This window comes from Mycobacterium sp. NAZ190054 (genome assembly GCF_001545925.1).
In the GTDB taxonomy this organism is placed as follows: Bacteria; Actinomycetota; Actinomycetes; order Mycobacteriales; family Mycobacteriaceae; genus Mycobacterium.
In genome coordinates this window covers 21929-38730 of sequence record NZ_LMVQ01000135.1, presented here as the reverse complement: position 1 = coordinate 38730, position 16802 = coordinate 21929, and the positions used below count along the sequence as shown (strand labels likewise).

At 69.3% G+C, this 16802-nt stretch carries 18 protein-coding genes; 6 read left to right on the top strand and 12 right to left on the bottom strand.

The genetic code is table 11. The features are described from left to right. Positions 1-252: DUF4233 domain-containing protein (locus ASJ79_RS11560; protein ID WP_231750822.1), on the bottom strand; the 252-nt coding region annotated here is incomplete at its 3' end. Positions 253-396: 144 nt separating this feature from the next. On the opposite strand from ASJ79_RS11560, the gene ASJ79_RS11555 reads away from it, so the two are divergent. The 3 genes from ASJ79_RS11555 to ASJ79_RS11545 are packed head-to-tail and all read left to right on the top strand — an operon-like array spanning position 397 to position 4421. Next, entirely contained in the window at positions 397-2187 is a 1791-nt protein-coding gene (locus ASJ79_RS11555) for an amidohydrolase family protein (RefSeq protein WP_067955240.1), read from the top strand. After that, positions 2177-2647, top strand: coding sequence for a nuclear transport factor 2 family protein (locus ASJ79_RS11550; protein WP_067955238.1), 471 nt, complete (start codon positions 2177-2179; stop codon positions 2645-2647). Before ASJ79_RS11555 ends, ASJ79_RS11550 begins: the two co-directional genes overlap by 11 nt. A gap of 10 nt (positions 2648-2657) precedes the next feature. Next, positions 2658-4421, top strand: coding sequence for an amidohydrolase family protein (locus ASJ79_RS11545; RefSeq protein ID WP_067955237.1), 1764 nt, complete (start codon positions 2658-2660; stop codon positions 4419-4421). Here ASJ79_RS11545 and ASJ79_RS11540 read toward each other — a convergent pair. From ASJ79_RS11540 to bfr, 7 genes are all read right to left on the bottom strand, one after another. After that, the gene (locus tag ASJ79_RS11540; RefSeq protein ID WP_067955235.1) at positions 4418-4903 is read right to left on the bottom strand and encodes an SRPBCC domain-containing protein; all 486 of its coding nucleotides are present in this window, start codon (positions 4901-4903) and stop codon (positions 4418-4420) included. The two genes, ASJ79_RS11545 and ASJ79_RS11540, sit on opposite strands and share 4 nt — an antisense overlap. After that, a complete protein-coding gene (locus ASJ79_RS11535) occupies positions 4894-5262 on the bottom strand; it encodes a helix-turn-helix transcriptional regulator (protein ID WP_067955232.1) in 369 nt (122 codons plus the stop codon). The genes ASJ79_RS11540 and ASJ79_RS11535 overlap by 10 nt, the downstream gene beginning before the upstream one ends. A 43-nt stretch (positions 5263-5305) precedes the next feature. Then, entirely contained in the window at positions 5306-6412 is a 1107-nt protein-coding gene (locus ASJ79_RS11530; protein WP_067955229.1) for an amidohydrolase family protein, read from the bottom strand. Beyond that, positions 6413-7753 carry a glutamine synthetase family protein gene (locus tag ASJ79_RS11525; protein ID WP_067955227.1) on the bottom strand — a complete coding sequence of 447 codons (1341 nt, stop codon included), beginning with the start codon at positions 7751-7753 and terminating at the stop codon, positions 6413-6415. Positions 7754-7782: 29 nt separating this feature from the next. Then, complete coding sequence (locus tag ASJ79_RS11520) at positions 7783-8265, bottom strand: carboxymuconolactone decarboxylase family protein (protein WP_067955225.1); 483 nt, start codon at positions 8263-8265, stop codon at positions 7783-7785. Between the two features lie 33 nt (positions 8266-8298). Next, the gene (locus tag ASJ79_RS11515; RefSeq protein ID WP_067955223.1) at positions 8299-10356 is read right to left on the bottom strand and encodes an MDR family MFS transporter; all 2058 of its coding nucleotides are present in this window, start codon (positions 10354-10356) and stop codon (positions 8299-8301) included. 110 nt (positions 10357-10466) lie between these two features. Next, positions 10467-10946: a bacterioferritin gene (gene bfr, locus ASJ79_RS11510; RefSeq protein ID WP_067955221.1), complete on the bottom strand. Its 480-nt coding sequence runs from the start codon at positions 10944-10946 to the stop codon at positions 10467-10469. Positions 10947-11187: 241 nt separating this feature from the next. Here bfr and ASJ79_RS11505 point away from each other — a divergent pair, with 241 nt between their 5' ends. Beyond that, complete coding sequence (locus ASJ79_RS11505; protein ID WP_067955219.1) at positions 11188-11820, top strand: fatty-acid--CoA ligase; 633 nt, start codon at positions 11188-11190, stop codon at positions 11818-11820. A gap of 9 nt (positions 11821-11829) precedes the next feature. Beyond that, entirely contained in the window at positions 11830-12018 is a 189-nt protein-coding gene (locus ASJ79_RS11500; RefSeq protein WP_067955217.1) for a bacterioferritin-associated ferredoxin, read from the top strand. Positions 12019-12020: 2 nt separating this feature from the next. Here ASJ79_RS11500 and ASJ79_RS11495 read toward each other — a convergent pair whose 3' ends face one another. Beyond that, positions 12021-12779 (bottom strand): enoyl-CoA hydratase/isomerase family protein, encoded by a 759-nt coding sequence (locus ASJ79_RS11495; protein ID WP_067955215.1) that lies wholly within the window; start codon positions 12777-12779, stop codon positions 12021-12023. Continuing rightward, on the bottom strand, positions 12776-13495 hold the full coding sequence (locus ASJ79_RS11490; protein ID WP_067955213.1) for an EthD domain-containing protein: 720 nt from the start codon (positions 13493-13495) through the stop codon (positions 12776-12778). Before ASJ79_RS11490 ends, ASJ79_RS11495 begins: the two co-directional genes overlap by 4 nt. A 31-nt stretch (positions 13496-13526) precedes the next feature. On the opposite strand from ASJ79_RS11490, the gene ASJ79_RS11485 reads away from it, so the two are divergent. Then, positions 13527-15536 carry an FUSC family protein gene (locus ASJ79_RS11485; RefSeq protein WP_067955211.1) on the top strand — a complete coding sequence of 670 codons (2010 nt, stop codon included), beginning with the start codon at positions 13527-13529 and terminating at the stop codon, positions 15534-15536. Here ASJ79_RS11485 and ASJ79_RS11480 read toward each other — a convergent pair. Both ASJ79_RS11480 and ASJ79_RS11475 read right to left on the bottom strand, forming a co-directional pair. Then, positions 15508-16134 (bottom strand): PaaI family thioesterase, encoded by a 627-nt coding sequence (locus ASJ79_RS11480; RefSeq protein ID WP_067955209.1) that lies wholly within the window; start codon positions 16132-16134, stop codon positions 15508-15510. The genes ASJ79_RS11485 and ASJ79_RS11480 overlap by 29 nt on opposite strands. 31 nt (positions 16135-16165) lie before the next feature. Continuing rightward, positions 16166-16729, bottom strand: coding sequence for a TetR/AcrR family transcriptional regulator (locus tag ASJ79_RS11475; protein ID WP_067955207.1), 564 nt, complete (start codon positions 16727-16729; stop codon positions 16166-16168). Between the last annotated feature and the right edge of the window lie 73 nt (positions 16730-16802).

Here is a 16802-nt window from a genome sequence, read left to right as displayed (position 1 = left end):
CAGACCGATGAAACCCACGGCCGGATAGATGAACCATCCCGCGACCAGGACGAGCTGCACGCCGAGGTTGGCCCAGATCGCCCATGGACGGCCTTGGATGCCCGCCATGAGCACCAGCAGCACGGCGAAGCCGACGACGTAGACCGTCGACAACGGGGTCAGCCCGGGTCCGACGGTGCCGACGCCCAGCAGCGCCAGGCGGCGCAGCGCCTCGCGCCGGGAGAGCAGCCCGTCCACGTGGTCGGTGGCGATCTCCTCGGCGATGTAGCGCTGGAGCGGCGTCACAAGCCCTGATTATGCGCTCTCGCTCACGTCGGCGGCCTCGAGTAGACAGACGAGAAAATCTGTTCACCGAATTCATTGACACCCGTTAGGTGTGCGCTGTTCGATGAGCGTGTGACCTACGACACGATCATCCGCGGCGGCCGCTGGTTCGACGGCACGGGCGCGCCCTCGGCGGTGCGCACCCTCGGGATCCGGGGCGGCCACGTCGCCGCGATCAGCGAGGACGACCTCGACGAGACCGGGTGCCCGCAGGTGATCGACGCCGCTGGCAAGTGGGTGCTGCCGGGGATGATCGACATCCACACCCACTACGACGTCGAGGTGCTGGAGGGGCCGTCGCTGGCGGAGTCGCTGCGGCACGGCGTCACCACGGTGATGCTCGGGTCCTGCTCGTTGTCGACCGTCCACGTCGACGGTGCCGACGCCGGCGACATCTTCGGCCGCGTCGAGGCCATCCCCCGTGACCACGTGATCGCCGCCGTGGACCGCAACAAGACCTGGTCCAACGCCGAGGAGTACATCGCGGCGCTGGAATCGCGTCCGCTCGGTCCGAACGTCGCGGCGTTCCTCGGGCACTCCGACATGCGGGCGGCCACCATGGGACTGGACCGCGCGACCCGCAAGAAGGAGCGGCCGACCGGCGGCGAGCAGGCCCGGATGGAGCAGATGCTCACCGAGGCACTACGCGCCGGCTTCGTCGGGATGTCTTCTCAGCAACTGCTTTTCGACAAACTCGACGGTGAGGTGTGCCGCTCGCGCACACTTCCGTCGACCTACGCCAAGGCCCGCGAACTGCGCCGGCTGAAGTCGCTGCTGCGCCGGTCGGGTCGCGTGCTGCAGTCCGGGCCCGACATCGAGAACCCGCTCAACCTGGTGTCGCAGGTGTTCCAGTCGGTGGGCCTGTTCCGCAACCCGCTCAAGACCAGCCTGCTCTCGGCCGCCGACGTGAAATCCAACCCGGCGGCGGTGAACCTCCTCGGCCCCCTGGCCCGGCTGGCGAACCGGCTCGGCGGCAACTTCCGGTGGCAGCATCTGCCGGTGCCGTTCGAGGTGTACGCCGACGGCATCGACCTGGTCATCTTCGAGGAGTTCGGCTCCGGCGCGGCCGCGCTGCACCTGGCCGACGAGGTCGAACGCAACGAGCTGCTGCGTGACGAGTCCTACCGGCGCCGGTTCCGCAAGGACTACGACGCGAAATTCGGCATGCGGGTGTGGCACCGCGACTTCTTCGACGCCGAGATCGTCGCGTGTCCCGACCCGTCGGTGGTCGGGAAGTCGTTCGGGGACGTGGGCCGCGAGCGCGGAGGCCTGCACCCGGTGGACGCGTTCCTCGACCTGGTGCTCGAGCACGGCAAGGCGCTGCGGTGGCGCACCACGATCTCCAACCACCGTCCGGAGGTGCTCAGGAAGCTGGCCGCCGACAGCGGCATCCAGATGGGTTTCTCGGACGCCGGCGCGCATCTGCGCAACATGGCCTTCTACAACATGGGGCTGCGGCTGCTGCGCCACGTCCGCGACGCGGCGCGGGCGGGACGGCCGTTCATGACCGTCGAGCAGGCCGTGCACCGGCTCACCGGCGAGCTCGCCGACTGGTACCGCATCGACGCCGGGCACCTGCGGCTCGGGGACCGCGCCGACCTGGTGATCCTCGACCCCGAGCGGCTCGACGGCACATTGGACCGGTACGCCGAGGCGCCGGTCGAGCAGTACGGCGGGCTGTCGCGCATGGTGAACCGCAACGACGACACCGTCGCCGCGGTCCTCGTAGGCGGCCGCGCGGTGTTCCTCGACGGCGAACCCACCGCGCTGGTCGGAACCCGGCGCACCGGACGTTTCCTGCGCGCCGCGCACAAGGCGCCCGCGCTCACGGCACGGGAAGGGGTGCTGGCCGATGTCGGTTGATCAGGTGACGCGTACCGGCGAGGTCGAGGCCGTCGTGCACGGGATGTGGGAGGCGCTCTCGGCCCGCGACTGGGACGCGCTCAAGACCTTCCTGGCGCCCGAGTGCATCTACCTCGACGTGCCGGTCGGGCCGGCCGCGGCGGCCCGTGGGCCCGAGGACATCGTCAAACGGCTGAAGATCGGCATCGAGCCACTGGCCGCCTACCGGAACTTCCCAGGGCTGATGGTCAGCGGCGGCGCCGACGTCATGTACGAGCACAGCGAGGAATGGCACTGGGCCACAGGTGAATCCGCCGTGCTGAAGTTCGTCTCCGTGCACCGCGTGGAGAACGGCCGGATCACGCTGTGGAAGGACTACTGGGACATGGCCGCGCTGGCCCAGAACGCCCCGCCGACCTGGTTGGCGGACTTCGCCGACGCCGACATGTCCTGGGTCTTCGACGCGACCGGACTGGTGTGAGGAGCAACCGATGCTGGACCTGAAGATCACCGGCGGCACCGTCGTCGACGGGACGGGCGCCGATCGCTTCCGCGCCGACGTCGGCATCAAGGACGGCCGCATCGTCGAGGTACGCCGCCGCGACGGCGACGACCGAGGTCTGCAGACCGAGGCCGCACAGGAGATCGACGCGAGCGGACGCATCGTCGCGCCCGGGTTCGTCGACGTGCACACCCACTACGACGGACAGGTCAGCTGGGACGAGACGCTGGAACCGTCGAGCATGCACGGTGTCACCACCGTGGTCAGCGGGAACTGCGGCGTCGGGTTCGCGCCGGTGCGTCCCGGCCGTGAGCAGTGGCTCATCGAGCTGATGGAAGGTGTGGAGGACATCCCCGGCTCCGCGCTGGCCGAGGGCATCACCTGGCAGTGGGAGAGCTTCCCCCAGTACCTGGACGCGATCGAGAAACGCAGCCTGGCCGTCGATTACGGCACCCAGATCGCCCACGGTGCGGTCCGGGGTTACGCGATGGGTGAGCGCGGGGCCCGCAACGAGGAGGCCACCGCCGACGACATCGCCGCGATGGCGCGCATCGTGCAGGAGGCGATCGAGGCCGGCGCGCTCGGTTTCTCGACCTCCCGCACCGAGGCGCACCGGGCGATCGACGGGCAGGCGGTGCCCGGCACGTACGCCGCGGAAGCGGAACTGTTCGGGCTGGGGCGCGCGATGGCCGCCGGCGGCCGGGCGGTCTTCGAGGTGGCCCCGCAGGGCACCGCAGGTGAGAGCCCGGCCGACGCCTGCATGCGTGAGATGGAGTGGATGGCAAAGCTTTCCGACGACATCGACCGGCCGGTGTCGTTCACGCTGATCCAGGCTTCGCACGCACCGGATCTGTGGCGCCGGCAACTCGACCGGGCCGAGAAGGCTCACGAGAACGGTATCGAGCTCTACGCACAGTTCGCGGCGCGCCCGTTCGGCATGCTGCTGGGCTTCCCGGGTTATCACGCCTTCACCCACCGGCCGACGTTCCGCGCGGTATCGGCCGAATCGACCCGCGACCAGCTCGCGGCGCGGCTGGCCGACCCCGCGGTCAAGGCGGCGATCCTCGCCGAGGAGGATCTGCCTCCGACGCCCGGCGCCCTGCTCGACGGTCTGTTCGCGCTGGCGCAGTACAGCGCCGACCGCATCTACGCCATCGGTGACCCTCCGGACTACGAGCCGACCCCGGACAAGACGGTGGCGGCCATCGCCGCGGCCCGCGGCCAGAACCCGCTGGAGACGATGTACGACCTGATGCTGGAGGCCGACGCCGGCGCCATGCTGATGTTGCCGTTCTTCAACTACGCCGAGGGCGATCACAGCGCGATCTACGAGATGATGCAGAGCCCGGCGGCGGTCTCCGGCCTGTCTGACGGAGGCGCCCACTGCGGACTGATCTGTGACGCCTCCTACCCGACCTTCCTGCTCACGCACTGGGCCCGGGATCGCCACCGCGGCCCCAAATTCTCGCTCGAATACGTGGTGCGCAAGCAGACCCTGGACACCGCAACGCTGTTCGGCTTGTCCGATCGTGGCGTGATCGCGGCCGGCAAGAAGGCCGACCTCAACGTCATCGACATGGACGCGCTGCGCCTCGACGTGCCGCGGATGGTCCACGACCTACCGGCCGGCGGTCGCCGTCTGATCCAGGGCGCCTCCGGGTATGACGCGACGGTGGTCGGCGGTGTGGTGACGCGGCGCCACGGGGCCGACACCGGCGCCAGGCCCGGCCGGTTGCTGCGCGGCGTGCGTTAACCGGCGAGAAGCGCGTCGATCTGGTTGATCGCCGAGGAGGCGCCCTCGACCACGCCCATGTCGAGTACCTGCTGCAGGGCTTCGGTGGACTCGTAGGTGCTCACAAAGGTGGAGCGGGTGCCGTCGCCGTGTGCGGTGAACGTGAACACGTTCTTCGACACCGGAAGCGCCGGGTCCGGGTTGAAGTCCAGGTCGGCGAATCCGTCGTCGAACGAGAATCCGTTCGGCTCGTCGACCGCTGTGACGTCCCAGTATCCGGCGTGTTTGTCGCCCTCCGGGCCGGTCATGAAATAGGTGACGCGGCCGCCGGGGCGCAGGTCGTGGTCGACCACGGTGGCGGGGTATTCCGGTGGGCCCCAGATCTTCTCCAGCTGACGGGGGTCGGCGTAGACCTGCCAGACGCGCTCCACCGGGGCGGCGAACTCGGCGACGATGGTCAGGGTCCGGTTCTCGAGGTCCTGCTGGACGTCGGTCACGGGCATGGTCGTTCCTCCTGGTCGGGTTTCTGATTCCTCGGGTCGGCGGCGATGAGTTCGTCGATGCGTGCGACGCGCCCACGCCAGATCTGTTCCAGCTCGGTCAGCAGGGATGCCACCGACCGCACCGCCGCGACGTCTCCGCTGGCCAACTGCTCGCGGCCGTTGCGTCGCTTGGTGATCAGCCCGGCCTTGCCGAGTACGGCGACGTGCTTCTGCACCGCGGCGAAGCTCATGTCGTACTTGGATGCCAGCGCGGAGACCGAGTGCTCGCCCGCCAGCACCCGGCGCAGAATGTCGCGCCGGGTCCGGTCGGCGAGCGCGTGGAACAACGCGTCGGTCCGGTCCTCGTCCAGGTCGATCACCCGACAAACATACAACCAGATGGTTGTAGGTTGTCAAGGGGTGTCACGGAAGCCGATATACCCGCCGGGCGGTGCGGTGCGCGATCAGGTCGACCACCCGGATCGCGTCGGCCTCACTCCACTCGTCGTCGTCGACGAACCCCTGCAGCGTCGCGGCGATTCCGTTGCGCCACAGCCGGGCTCCGAGGTAGTGCAGTTCGGCCGGGCCGAACCCGTCCGACGAGTACAGGATCTTGCGGAACGGCGCGAGTTCCAGCAGTCGCCCGAGGAACGCGGTCGCGCGGGCACCGAGGTGGTTGATCGACAGCCCGCCGTCCAGGTAGACGTTGTTGAACGCCTGTGCCAGATAGCCGGCCTCGCGCTCGAACGGGTAGCAGTGCAGCAGCATCACCGGGGTGTCTCCGCTGAGCCGCAGAAAGTCGAGCAGGCCAAGAGGATTGGCGGCATGCAGGTCGCAGTCGCGGTCCCCGAACCCGACATGGAACTGCAACGGCATGCCGAGCCCCAGCGCGCGGTGCAGCCCGAAGCGCAGCAGCACGCGATCGGTCAGCCGGGTCCCGCCCGCGTCGCGCCAGCGAGCGGCCGCGTCGGCGACCTCGGCCGGGGACGGGTCGGACAGATCGCCGGGGAAGCCTCCGCGGTAGGCCAGAATCGATTTGGTTCCCACCGCGATGCGGGTCTGCCGCCAGAGCAGTTCGTCGAAGGCGGCCGCGTAGTCCCCCGGCGCAGCGGCGGCCTGCTCGGCGACCGCCTCCAGCCGCACCACTTCGTGCACCCGCCCCGCGCCGAGGGCGCCGAGCTCGGTGAGGCCGGCGACCCCGCCCGCGAAGCCGGTGTCGACCAGCCAGTCCTCGACCCCGGCCGCGCAGAGGAACCGTTGCGCCAGAACATCTTCCGGTACAGCGCGGCGCGCCGCCCAGTACGCGTCCGCGTCGGCGTGCCGGTCCAGCCCGAGCAGCCCGGAACAGTGCGCGCGCACCGCGAAGCCGAGTTGGGTGTCGAAGGCCGAGTCGAAGGCGGCGACCGGCTCGGTGTTGGCTTCGTTCAGCGCGTTCTCGAACCGGTGCCGGTCACCGGCGGCCAGCCAGCAGCCGTGGACATGGTGGTCGACCAGGCGGACGGCCTCGGCGTGCTCCCGCAGGGCCGTCACTCACACGCTCCAGGCGAGCCGGAACTTCGCGGTGAGCTCGTCGCTGCTCAGCTGTGCGTAGTGGCGCTGTTCGTAGCGCCGCACCGCCACGACGGCGTCGACGACCGCGTCCCCCAGGATGGCGCGCATCCTGGCCGAACCGTCGAGCGTGTCGAGGATCGCGGACAGGTCGGTGGCCAGCACCGGCACGGCCGCGGCGCCGGTCAGGCTCGACGGGTCCACGGTCACCTCGGCGGGCAGCGCGCGACGCTGCTCGATGCCGTCGAGGGCCAGACCCAGGATCGCCGCCGAGGCCAGATAGGGGTTCGCCGACGGGTCGATCACCTTCACCTCGACGTTGGCGCCGTACGGGTTGGCGTCCCCGCCGGACAGGAACCGCACCGCGGCTTCCCGGTTCTCGGTGCCCCAGCATGCGTAGGCGCCCGCCCACTGGCCGGGCTGCATCCGCGATCCGGACAGGACCGATCCGCTCAGCACGCCCTGCGCCTCCTGCAGCCCGGCCAGCAGGCCGGCCACCGCCGAGGCGCCGTCGGCGGTCATGCCGGCGGGTCCGTCGCCGCCGGAGAACAGCGGAACGCCGTCACGTGTCGCCGAAAAGTGTTGGTGGGCGCCATTTCCGACGCCTCCGGCGAAGGGCACCGGAGACAGGCTGGCACGCATGCCGTACTTCCGGGCGACCCGGCCGACGATGATCCGCATCAGCGTGACGTGATCGGCGGCCATGACGGGCGGCTGCGGGGCCAGCGAGATCTCGAACTGGTTGACGCCGTACTCAGGGTGGAACTGTTCGATCGCAACACTCGACGCCGTCGCCGCCGCGGTCACGTCCCGGACGAACCCCTCGTACTCCAGCACCCCGGCGAGCCCGTACTGGGCCCACAGATGCCCCGGCAGCGGCGCGCCGTCGGGGCCGACGAGCACGAATTCGATCTCATGTCCGACCAGCACCTCGATGCCCGCCGCGGCCAGCGTGTCCTGCACCCGGCGCAGCGCGCCGCGCGCGCAGTACCGATCAGGAGTGCCGTCCTGGTCGAAGAAAGAACCTGGGGCCCAGGCCAATCCGTCGCCGATGATGTGCAGTGCCCCGAGGTCGATGCGGATCCGCTTGTCGCCGACGACGCCGGTGGCGTCGCTGAACACGATGCCGGTCTGGTCGGCGGCGAACACGTGCCAGACCGGGCTGGCGCCCAGACCGGGGTCGGCGAACGATCCCATCCGGCGCAGCGGCACCGTCTTGGCGTGGATCAGCCCCGCCGGGTTGACGACGGTGCCGATCAACGTGGCGACGCCGTCGGCCTCCAGCTGGGCGATGGCCGCAGCGGCGAGCGGTTTGGCTGCCATCACGCCATTCTGCCGCTGCAGCGGCCCCGTTACAGGGTGATCTTGCAGGCCTGGCCGATGTCGAGGGTGCGCAGCAGCCGGCCCATGCCCACCCACATCGCACAGGAGATCGCCAGGTCGGTGAGCAGCTCGTCGTCGAAGTGCGCCTTGGCCCGCTCCCAGAAGTTTTCGTCGTCACGCAGCGCGGTGTGATCGGTGGCGAACCGGTGCGCGAACTCCATCGCGGTGCGCTCCTGATCGCTGTAGCCCGGCCAGGTGCGCCACTGCGTGGCGTAGTCGTAGAACTCCTCGCTGACGCCGTTGGCCTCGCCGTCGGAATCCCGGGTGTTCTGGCACACCACGCATTCGTTGGCGTAGGCGATGACGATCCGCGCCGCTTCCCGGACCCGCAGCGGCAGCCGGTTCTTGGTGTAGACGGCGTTGCTGAACTGGGCCATCGCGGCGCCCAGCTCCGGTGACTTCACCGCGAACGCGGTCACGTCGTCGTCGGCGAAATCTCCGATTCGGCTCATGAGCCGCATCGTAGCCCCGCGCTGATCACGGTGTCACCGTGCAGCGCCGGCCAGATCGGCCCGCTCGTCGTCCCAGTCGCGCTGCACCAGCAGCCGCTGGGCGATCTTCTCCAGCGCGGCCTCGACCTCGCCGCGGTCGGGGCGGCCCTCGAAGCCCGGTGAGCTCTCCAGCTTCGCCACGATCCGGCTGACCAGCGCCGCGGACGCCGCGTCCACCTGGCGTGCGCCCGGCTGCGTCAGCCACAGCCGGTCTCCGGTGCGCAGCGCGTAGCCGCGCTCGACGAGCCGGTCGAACGTCGGCTCGAGCACCTCCGGTGGTACACGCAGCCGCTCGGCCATCTCGGTCAGCCGTGCCGAGCCGAACACCTGACCGTGCCGGTAGATCTGGATGAGCGCCCAGAGCAGCGCCACGTCGGGTTCGCAGCCGCGGGTGCCCGCGATGCTGCGCAGCCGGATCTCCGGTGACTGGCGGACCAGTCGGCTCACCGCCGTCTCCAGCACCTCTTCCGGGGTGCCGGTCGAGGGCATCGCGAAGCCCTCCCCCATGTCCAGCGCCGCGGACGCCTCGAGGTCCTGGAGCGGCACCTGTTTGAGGGTCAGCGCGACGACGAACCCGACCGCCGCGACCGGGGCCGCGCACAGGAACACCAGACCGAGGGAATCCGCGTAGGCCGTCACGATCGGCGCCGCGACGGCGTCCGGAAGACGGTGCAGCACGTGCGGGGACTCGGCGGCCTCGGGGGGCGCGCCACCGGCGGCCAGCGCCGTGGCGATGCGCGCATCGAGGAAGTTGGCGAACAGCGAACCGAAGATGGCGGCGCCGAAGGAACTTCCGATGGTGCGGAAGAACGTCACCCCGGAGGTGGCGACGCCGAGGTCGGAGAACTGCACCGTGCTCTGCACGATCAGGATCAGCACCTGCATGCACATGCCGATGCCGGTGCCGAGGATGAACAGGTAGGCGCTCTGCTGCAGCATCGGGGTCGTCGCGTCCATCTGCGAGAGCAGCACGAAGCCCAGCACCATCACCGCGGTGCCGACCACCGGGAAGATCTTGTAGCGGCCGGTGCGGCTCACCAACACGCCGCTGCCCATCGAGGTCAGCAGCAGGCCGCCGACCATCGGCAGGGTGCGCAGGCCGGATTCGGTCGCCGACACGCCGTCGACGAACTGCATGAACGTCGGCAGGAACGTCAGCGCGCCGAGCATCGCGAAGCCGACGATGAACGACAGGATGCAGCACACGGTGAACACCGGGCTGGCGAACAGCCGGATCGGCAGGATGGGTTCGGCGGCGCGCAGCTCGACCCGCACGAAGAAGACCAGGGCGACGGCCGAACCGAGGAACAGACCGATGATCGTCGGCGAGGACCAGGCGTAGGTGCTGCCGCCCCAGCTGGTGGCCAGGGTGAGCCCGGACGCGCCGACCCCGATGAGCACGATGCCGGCGTAGTCGATCACCGGTTTGCCGCGCCTGCCCAGCGCCGGGATCGTCGCCAGCGCGACGACCAGCACGACGATGCCGATGGGCACGTTGATCCAGAACGCCCAGCGCCAGGTCAGGTGGTCGGTGAAGTAACCGCCCAGCAGCGGGCCGATCACCGTCGTCACGCCGAACACGGCGCCCAGCGCGCCCTGGTAGCGCCCGCGGTCACGGAGCGGGATCACCTCACCGATCAGCGCTGCCGAGGTGACCATCAACGCGCCGCCGCCGACGCCCTGCAACGCACGCGACGCCACCAGCATCTCCATCGTCGAGGAGATCCCGCACAGCACCGAACCGACGATGAAGAAGACGACGGCCGCGGCGAACACCAGTTTGCGGCCGAACAGGTCGCCGAGCTTGCCGACGATCGCCGTGACGATCGTCGAGGCCAGCAGGTAGCTGGTGACCACCCACGACTGGTGGCCGGCGCCGCCCACGTCGGCGACCACGGTCGGCAGCGCCGTCGCGACGATGGTCTGATCCAGCGCCGCGAGCAGCATGCCGAGCACCACCGCGACGAAGATGACGTTGCGCCGGTGCGGGCTGACCGGGGTCGGCTCCGCCGGTGTGGTGGTCTCGGGGTGTGCTGCTGAAGACGCCGTCATCCCTGCCTTCCTGGTCGAGGAGTGAACTCCGCACAGCTCATCGTTAGATGAGCTATGGAAGTTACGCCTTTCAGGCAGGTGTCATTCCCCCGGGTACGGAACCCGAACCGTCACTGCGGCGGCCGGGACACACACTGCGCGAGGTACAGCTCCTCACCCAGCTTGCCCATCAGCTCGAGCTGGGTCTCCAGGTAGTCGATGTGCTGTTCCTCGTCGGCGAGGATCTTCTCCAACAGCCCGGCCGACGTCGCGTCGCCCTTCTCGCGGCACATGATGATCCCCGGTTTGAGCCGCGCCACCACTTCGTACTCGATCGCCAGGTCGGCCTCGAACTGCTCGCGCACGGTCTGTCCGACCCGCAGGGAGAACAGCCGTTGGTAATTCGGCAGGCCGTCGAGAAGCAGGATGCGGTCGGTGATCTCCTCGGCGTGAACCATTTCTTCGAATGATTCTTTCCGGGTGTGCTCGGCCAATTCTGTGAAGCCCCAGTTGTCCTGCATCTTGGAATGCAGGAAATACTGGTTGATTGCCGTCAATTCGCTCGTCAATTGCTCGTTGAGCAATTTCAGAACCTCGGGATCGCCTTGCATGACATGCTCCTAAACGCCTAGCGGGCTGATTGCGTGCGTTATCTGCACGGGCTATGTGCAAGCACTTCCAATCTAGTGCACGGCACGCGATTGACGAAGCGCAATCTCGCTGCGCGAGCCGAGTTGTGGCGAAGATCGGCTGGATGGAATCCCAGATCAGCGTCGTAGTCTGGACTGCCTAGGCTAAGTAAGGTTAGACTGCGCTAACTCTTTTCGGCCAACTAATAGGTAAGGATAACCAATGGGTGAGTACGATCTGCACTCATTCATCCTCGCCTGCGATTTCCGGGTCGACGATATCGACCGCATGTGGGAATGGCTGAAACGGCATCGCGACGGACTTTCCTCGATCGGCGCCCACCATGTCGTGCTTTACGAATCGATTTGGGAACCGCGGCGGGTGCTCGTCACCATCGGAATTCGCAACGCCCACTCGATTCGCGACGTGCTGCGGTCCCCGGCGATATTCGAATGGTTCGACATTGCCGGTGTCGACGACATTCCGCCTATTTTCGGTGGCGAGGTCGTCGAGAAGATCGACCTGGACGGATCCACCGCCGAAGGGCACGTCGGCCGCGTCGTCGTCGGGGTGATGTCCTCGGTCGCGGACGTGTCGGAGCTGATGGTGAAGGTCCACGACGGCCTGGAGCGGTTCAAGAAGGGTGGCGTCCGCAAGATCTGGGTCTACCGCGCGCTGGACGACGGTCACGAGGTGCTGATCCTGCAGGAGATCGCCGACGAAGCCGGTGCCCGGCAGTGGATCGAGCATCCCGACGCCGCGGCCGAGTGGATGACCAACGCCGGCATGGGCCCGTACCCGACCCGCTTCGTGGGCCGGTTCGCCCACCTGATGAGCGTCGGCGAACCGGGTTAGCGAGCCGCCATGTTCGTCTGCCTGTGCACCGGCGCCACGAGTCACGTGGTCAACGAGGTCGTGGCCAACGGTGCCCGCACGTCCAAGGAGATCGCCGAGGCGTGCGGCGCGGGCGGCGACTGCGGGCGGTGCCGGCGCACGCTGCGCGCCATCGTCGAGGCGCACTACAACTGCACGCCGGAGAGTGTCGCGCGCTAGCGTCAGCCCCTGTCCCGGCCGGTGAACTTCGCGAGTGCCGCCGCGTTGGCCACCCCGCCCAGCAACTCCTGAAAGTGGGCGTTCTCCCTTTCGGTCGCGGCGGCGATCTCGGCGCGGTAGGGCGCCACGATCGTCTTCTTGACCGCGACCAGACTCGGGATCGACCGGGAGGCAAGGATTTCGGCGTGTCTGCGGGATTCGGGCAGCAGGTCGTCGGGTTCGCAGACCTTCCACGCGATGCCCATCCGCTTGGCCTCGTCCGCGTCGACCCACTCCGAGGACAGCAGCAGCCAGGCCGCGTTCTGCCGACCGATCAACTGTGGCAACAGATATGACGAGGCGGCTTCCGGCGCGACCCCCAGGCTGGTGAACGGGCACTTCAGGCGCGCGGTGGCCGACATGAACACCAGGTCGGCGTATCCGAGGATCGTCGTGCCGATGCCGAGCCCGACGCCGTTGACCGCGCAGATCAGCGGCTTGGACAGGTCGGTGAGCGCGTCGATCATCGTGGTGAAGTGGCTGCCCTCACTGGTCAGCGAGCCGTCGGCGATGCCCGCCTGCATCTCCTTGAGGTCGTTGCCCGCGCTGAACGCCCGCCCGGCTCCGGTGAGGAGGACGACCGCGACGTCGGGGTCTGCGTCGGCGTCGCGCAGTGCGGTCGCGGTGGCGAGGTAGAGCTCCTGGTTGAACGCGTTGAGCGCCTCGGGCCGGTTCAGGGTCAGGGTCCGGACCCGGTTCTCGTCGCTGATCTGCAGAGTCACCGCGGCAGCCTATCGCCGACGCCGAACGGGTCACGCAGTACGTAGCGGCTGGTCGGTACCGTGTCGATGTTCTCGTTGGCTCCGAAGGCCTTGGTGCTGGCCACCATCCGCGACATGCGGTCGTCGAGGTCGGCGTCGTCGGAGGCGCCGAAGAACGCGTGCAGGTCCGATGTCGCCTCGATCGGGAACAACTCCTCGACGATCGCGGAGATCTCCGGCGCTCCGTCGGTGAGCGCCCGGACGACGGTGTTCTGGGTGTAACCGAACGTCGACTGGGTGTCGATGGCGACCCGCGTGTGGTGGTGGTGCCACCGGTGCAGCCATGTCGCCTCGTCCATGTCGGCCGGCCTGCGCAGCAGCGCGATGTTGGCCAGACCCGGTGTGCGTTCGCCCGGGCCGGTGCGCGGCGCGGCCATCGGCACCGATTCGGTCACCAGGTAGGCGGCGACGTGGTCGCAGTGTCGCCCCAATGTCTCGACGGCGGTGCGGATCTGGTCCCCGTAGTACTGCTGGGTCCAGATGCTGACGAAAGCCAGCACCGGCGGGTCGAGGGTGGTCAGGGTCATCAGCGAATCCCGCACCGGTGCGTCGCGGACATTAACCGTCAGCCCGGGCGCGCCCGTGTTCAGCAGGGTCTCGGCGACTTCGGTGCGCAGCCTCGTGCACCAGTCCTCGTCGGCCGGCGCGCCGCGCAGGGTGATCACGACTTTCTCCACTGGGCGAACATAGCCGGGTCAGAATGGACGCGTGTTCAAGGGCCTGGTGCTGCGGTCGGCGATGCCCGACCTCGCCGCGGTGCTGCGCAGTCTGCTGTGCGTCGCGGCGGTGGCCGTGGTGGCCGTGCAATGGGGTCCGCCGGGATCGGCGACGGCGGCCGTCGGGGCCGCCGCCGTGGCCTGCGCGACGGCACTGCAGGACCGTCCGCGGGGACGTGTCACGGTCTTGTTGCTGGTCTCGGCCGTGACCGGAGCGGCAGTTCTGCTCGGCTCGTCGACATCCGGGTTCTCCCCCGCGTTCATCGCCGTGGCGGTGCTGTGGTGTTTCGGGGCGTCGTTGTTGTGGGCGCTGGGCGCCAACGCCGGCCTGATCGGAGCGGCTTCGGTGGCGCTGCTGGTGTCGGCTCCGCCCGTCGCGTCGTCCCCGGCCTCGGTGCTGGTGACGGTGCTGCTGGCCGTCGCCGGAGGGCTTCTGCAGATCTGGGTGATCGCGTTGTGGCCGCCGGTGCGCTGGCGTCAGCAGCGCGACGCGCTCGTCGGGGCGTACCGGGCGCTGGCTGCCGACGCCAGGAAGATCGGCGACGGCAGCGTCGGCGACGGCCCGGCGGTGCGTTCCGAACCGCTGACCGACCTGCGCGACGCGTTCACGGCTGCGGGTCGGCAGCGCCGGCCGGTGTCCTACCGCGGTTGGTACGCGTTACCCGAACGGATCGCCGCCACCCTGGCCGACGTTTCGAACATGCCCGACCGTTCCGAGGCGTTGGCCCTCACGCTCGACGAGGCCGCCGACACGCTCGCCGCGGTGGCCGACACGAGCAGGTCGGGCCGGGTGCGCGCCGACGTGGCCATCAGCCGGTTCGACAGTGTCTCCAGCGCCGTCGGCGGCGCCGAACAGGCTGTGACACAGCGGCTGTCGGCGCTGCTGCACGAGGCGGTGGCGATGCGGCTAGGCGATTTCGTCCCCTCGGCGCCCGACGCGGTGCGGGTGCGGCGCCCCGAGTTGCGTACCTCGGTCAGCTCGATCGTCGCCGCCGTGCGCGGCCACCTCGACCGTCGGTCGCAGGTGCTGCGGCACGCGGTGCGGTTGGCGGCCGCGATCGCCGTCGGGACTGCGGTCGACCGGTATTCCGGCGGCGTGTACGGCGTCTGGATCCCGCTGACCCTGCTGTTGGTGCTTCGGCCCGAAACGGCGCACACCTACACCCGCTGCGTGGGCCGGCTGGCGGGCGTGCTGGTCGGGATGCTGGCGGCGTCGGCGGTGCTGGTGATCGTGGACCCCGGTGTCGGGGTGTCGGCGGCGCTGGCCGTGCTCGCGATCGGGGTGGCGTGTGTGCTGTCCGGGTCCGGTTACGTCGCCACCGCGGCAGGGGTCGCGGCCGCGGCCGTGTTCCTCGTCGACAGCGGTCGGCCCGGCGTCCCTGCCGCCCTCGGCGATCCGTTGCTGGCCACCCTGGTCGGCGGCGGGCTGGCGCTGGTCGCCCACGTCGTGCTGCCCGACGACGCGATGACCAGGTTGTCGCAGCGCGCCGGAGAACTGCTCAAGACGGAGATCGATTACGCCGCAACGGTGATCAAGGCCTATGTGCACGACCTCGACAACCCGCGGGAGGCGATGACCGCGGCCTGGCAGCGGGCGTTCCGGGCGCGCGCGTCGTTCGAGGCGACCTCCGGGGCCATGCGGATGGAGTCGCGCGAACTGCGGCACTGGCTGCGCGCCTATCGCACCGCGCTGAACACCGTGACCAGTTCCTGCGCGACGCTGGAGGATCACCTTCCGGCGCACGCCGTCACCGCGGACCGCGAACTCGTGGTCGCCGTCGACGAGTACGTCGAAGCGCTGCGGGGGGATCCGCCGACCGCCGCGTCGCCGTGGACGGTGGACGGCGCCGAGCTGGCGGCGGCCGAACAACGGCTGCGTGACGCGGTGCCGCGTCAGGGACCCGGCGAGGGCCTGGCCCGCGTCCTGGTCGCCGAGATCGGCGCCATCACCCGCAGTGTGTCGTCGATCAGCGTCAGCCCCGGGCCCACTTCGGTTCGATGAACACCGCCTCGGCCTCGACCGTCACCCCGGTGTCGTCGGCGATGTGCCCGACCGCGTAGGTCTTGAACCCGTCGGTGTGGGTGATCCGGGCTTCGGAGTGCAACCGGCCCAGCGGCGTCAGCCGCCGATATCGCACAGTGATGGTGCCGGTGAGGCGGTGCACGCCCGGGGCGCTGGCCGCGTCACCCAGCACGTGGTCGAGGATCTTGGCGGACACGCCGCCGTGCACGTGGCCGGGCGGACCCTCGAACGCCGCACCCAGATAGAAGTCGCTGCGGACCGACCCGTCCGGCTCCTTGCGGATCACCAGCGGCGGAGCGCTCGGATTGCGCACGCCGATCACCGCGTTGCCCCACGGCATCGGGATCCCGTCGGCCCCGTACTGGATTCCGAACGAACCGTCGCGCTGCGCACCACGCAGCCGCGCGGTGGCGGCGTCGATCTCGGCCTTCGCGGTGGCGACGGTGTCGGCGTCGGCCTCGGTGCGGATCGTCGCGTCGATCAGTTCGCGCACCGACTCGGTCAAGGGTTCGTACACGGCCCGCAGCCGCGCCACGTCAGCGGCACTGAGGCCGTCGACTCGGGTGTACTCCAGCACCCCTCGACTAGAACATGTGTCAACAACCGCGTCACGTGGGGGGTGGGCCGGTGAGCAGGCCGCTGATCACCGGCCGAGCCCACCGGATCAGCTCGTCGTGACTCAGCGCGCGCGCGGCCGGCGCTTCGAGAACGTAGCGGGTGGTCGCCATGCCGATCACCAGCGAGCCGATGAGTACGGCCCTCGGGGCGGGATTGTCCGGTGCGACGGCGGCCAGGGCCGGGGCGACCTGCGTGGCGAACACGCCGCGCATGGTCTCGGCCGCCACCGGGCTCGTCATGGCGGCTCGCAGCAACGCCACGAAGGTGGTGTCGCGTTCCCACACCGCGAAGAAGCGCTCCAACAGGGCGTCGGCCATCGCGCCGGGCTCCATCCCCCGCAGGTCCGGCAGATGCAGCTGGAACTCCGAGGCCGCGGCGAACAACTGTTGCTTGTTGCCGAAGTAGCGGATGACCAGGGCGGGGTCGACGCCCACGTCCGCGGCGACCGCGCGCAAGGTGGTCCGTTCGTAGCCCTCGGCGCCGAAACGCCGACGCGCGGCCGCCAGGATGTCCGCCCGGGTGTTCTCGGCATTGCGTGCCCGTGTCGATGCCACCGTCAGAGAATAAGTCACCAATCGTTGACAAACGCGATCTTCGGCCTATCGTCTATGTCAACAGTCGTTGACT

Coding starts and splice junctions, on each gene's coding strand:
- ASJ79_RS11540 (WP_067955235.1), bottom strand. CDS start 4,903: ATGCCCGTGACCGACGTCCAGCAGGACCTCGAGAACCGGACCCTGACC.
- ASJ79_RS11500 (WP_067955217.1), top strand. CDS start 11,830: ATGTTCGTCTGCCTGTGCACCGGCGCCACGAGTCACGTGGTCAACGAG.
- ASJ79_RS11520 (WP_067955225.1), bottom strand. CDS start 8,265: ATGAGCCGAATCGGAGATTTCGCCGACGACGACGTGACCGCGTTCGCG.
- ASJ79_RS11515 (WP_067955223.1), bottom strand. CDS start 10,356: ATGACGGCGTCTTCAGCAGCACACCCCGAGACCACCACACCGGCGGAG.
- ASJ79_RS11525 (WP_067955227.1), bottom strand. CDS start 7,753: ATGGCAGCCAAACCGCTCGCCGCTGCGGCCATCGCCCAGCTGGAGGCC.
- ASJ79_RS11545 (WP_067955237.1), top strand. CDS start 2,658: ATGCTGGACCTGAAGATCACCGGCGGCACCGTCGTCGACGGGACGGGC.
- ASJ79_RS11550 (WP_067955238.1), top strand. CDS start 2,177: ATGTCGGTTGATCAGGTGACGCGTACCGGCGAGGTCGAGGCCGTCGTG.
- ASJ79_RS11505 (WP_067955219.1), top strand. CDS start 11,188: ATGGGTGAGTACGATCTGCACTCATTCATCCTCGCCTGCGATTTCCGG.
- bfr (WP_067955221.1), bottom strand. CDS start 10,946: ATGCAAGGCGATCCCGAGGTTCTGAAATTGCTCAACGAGCAATTGACG.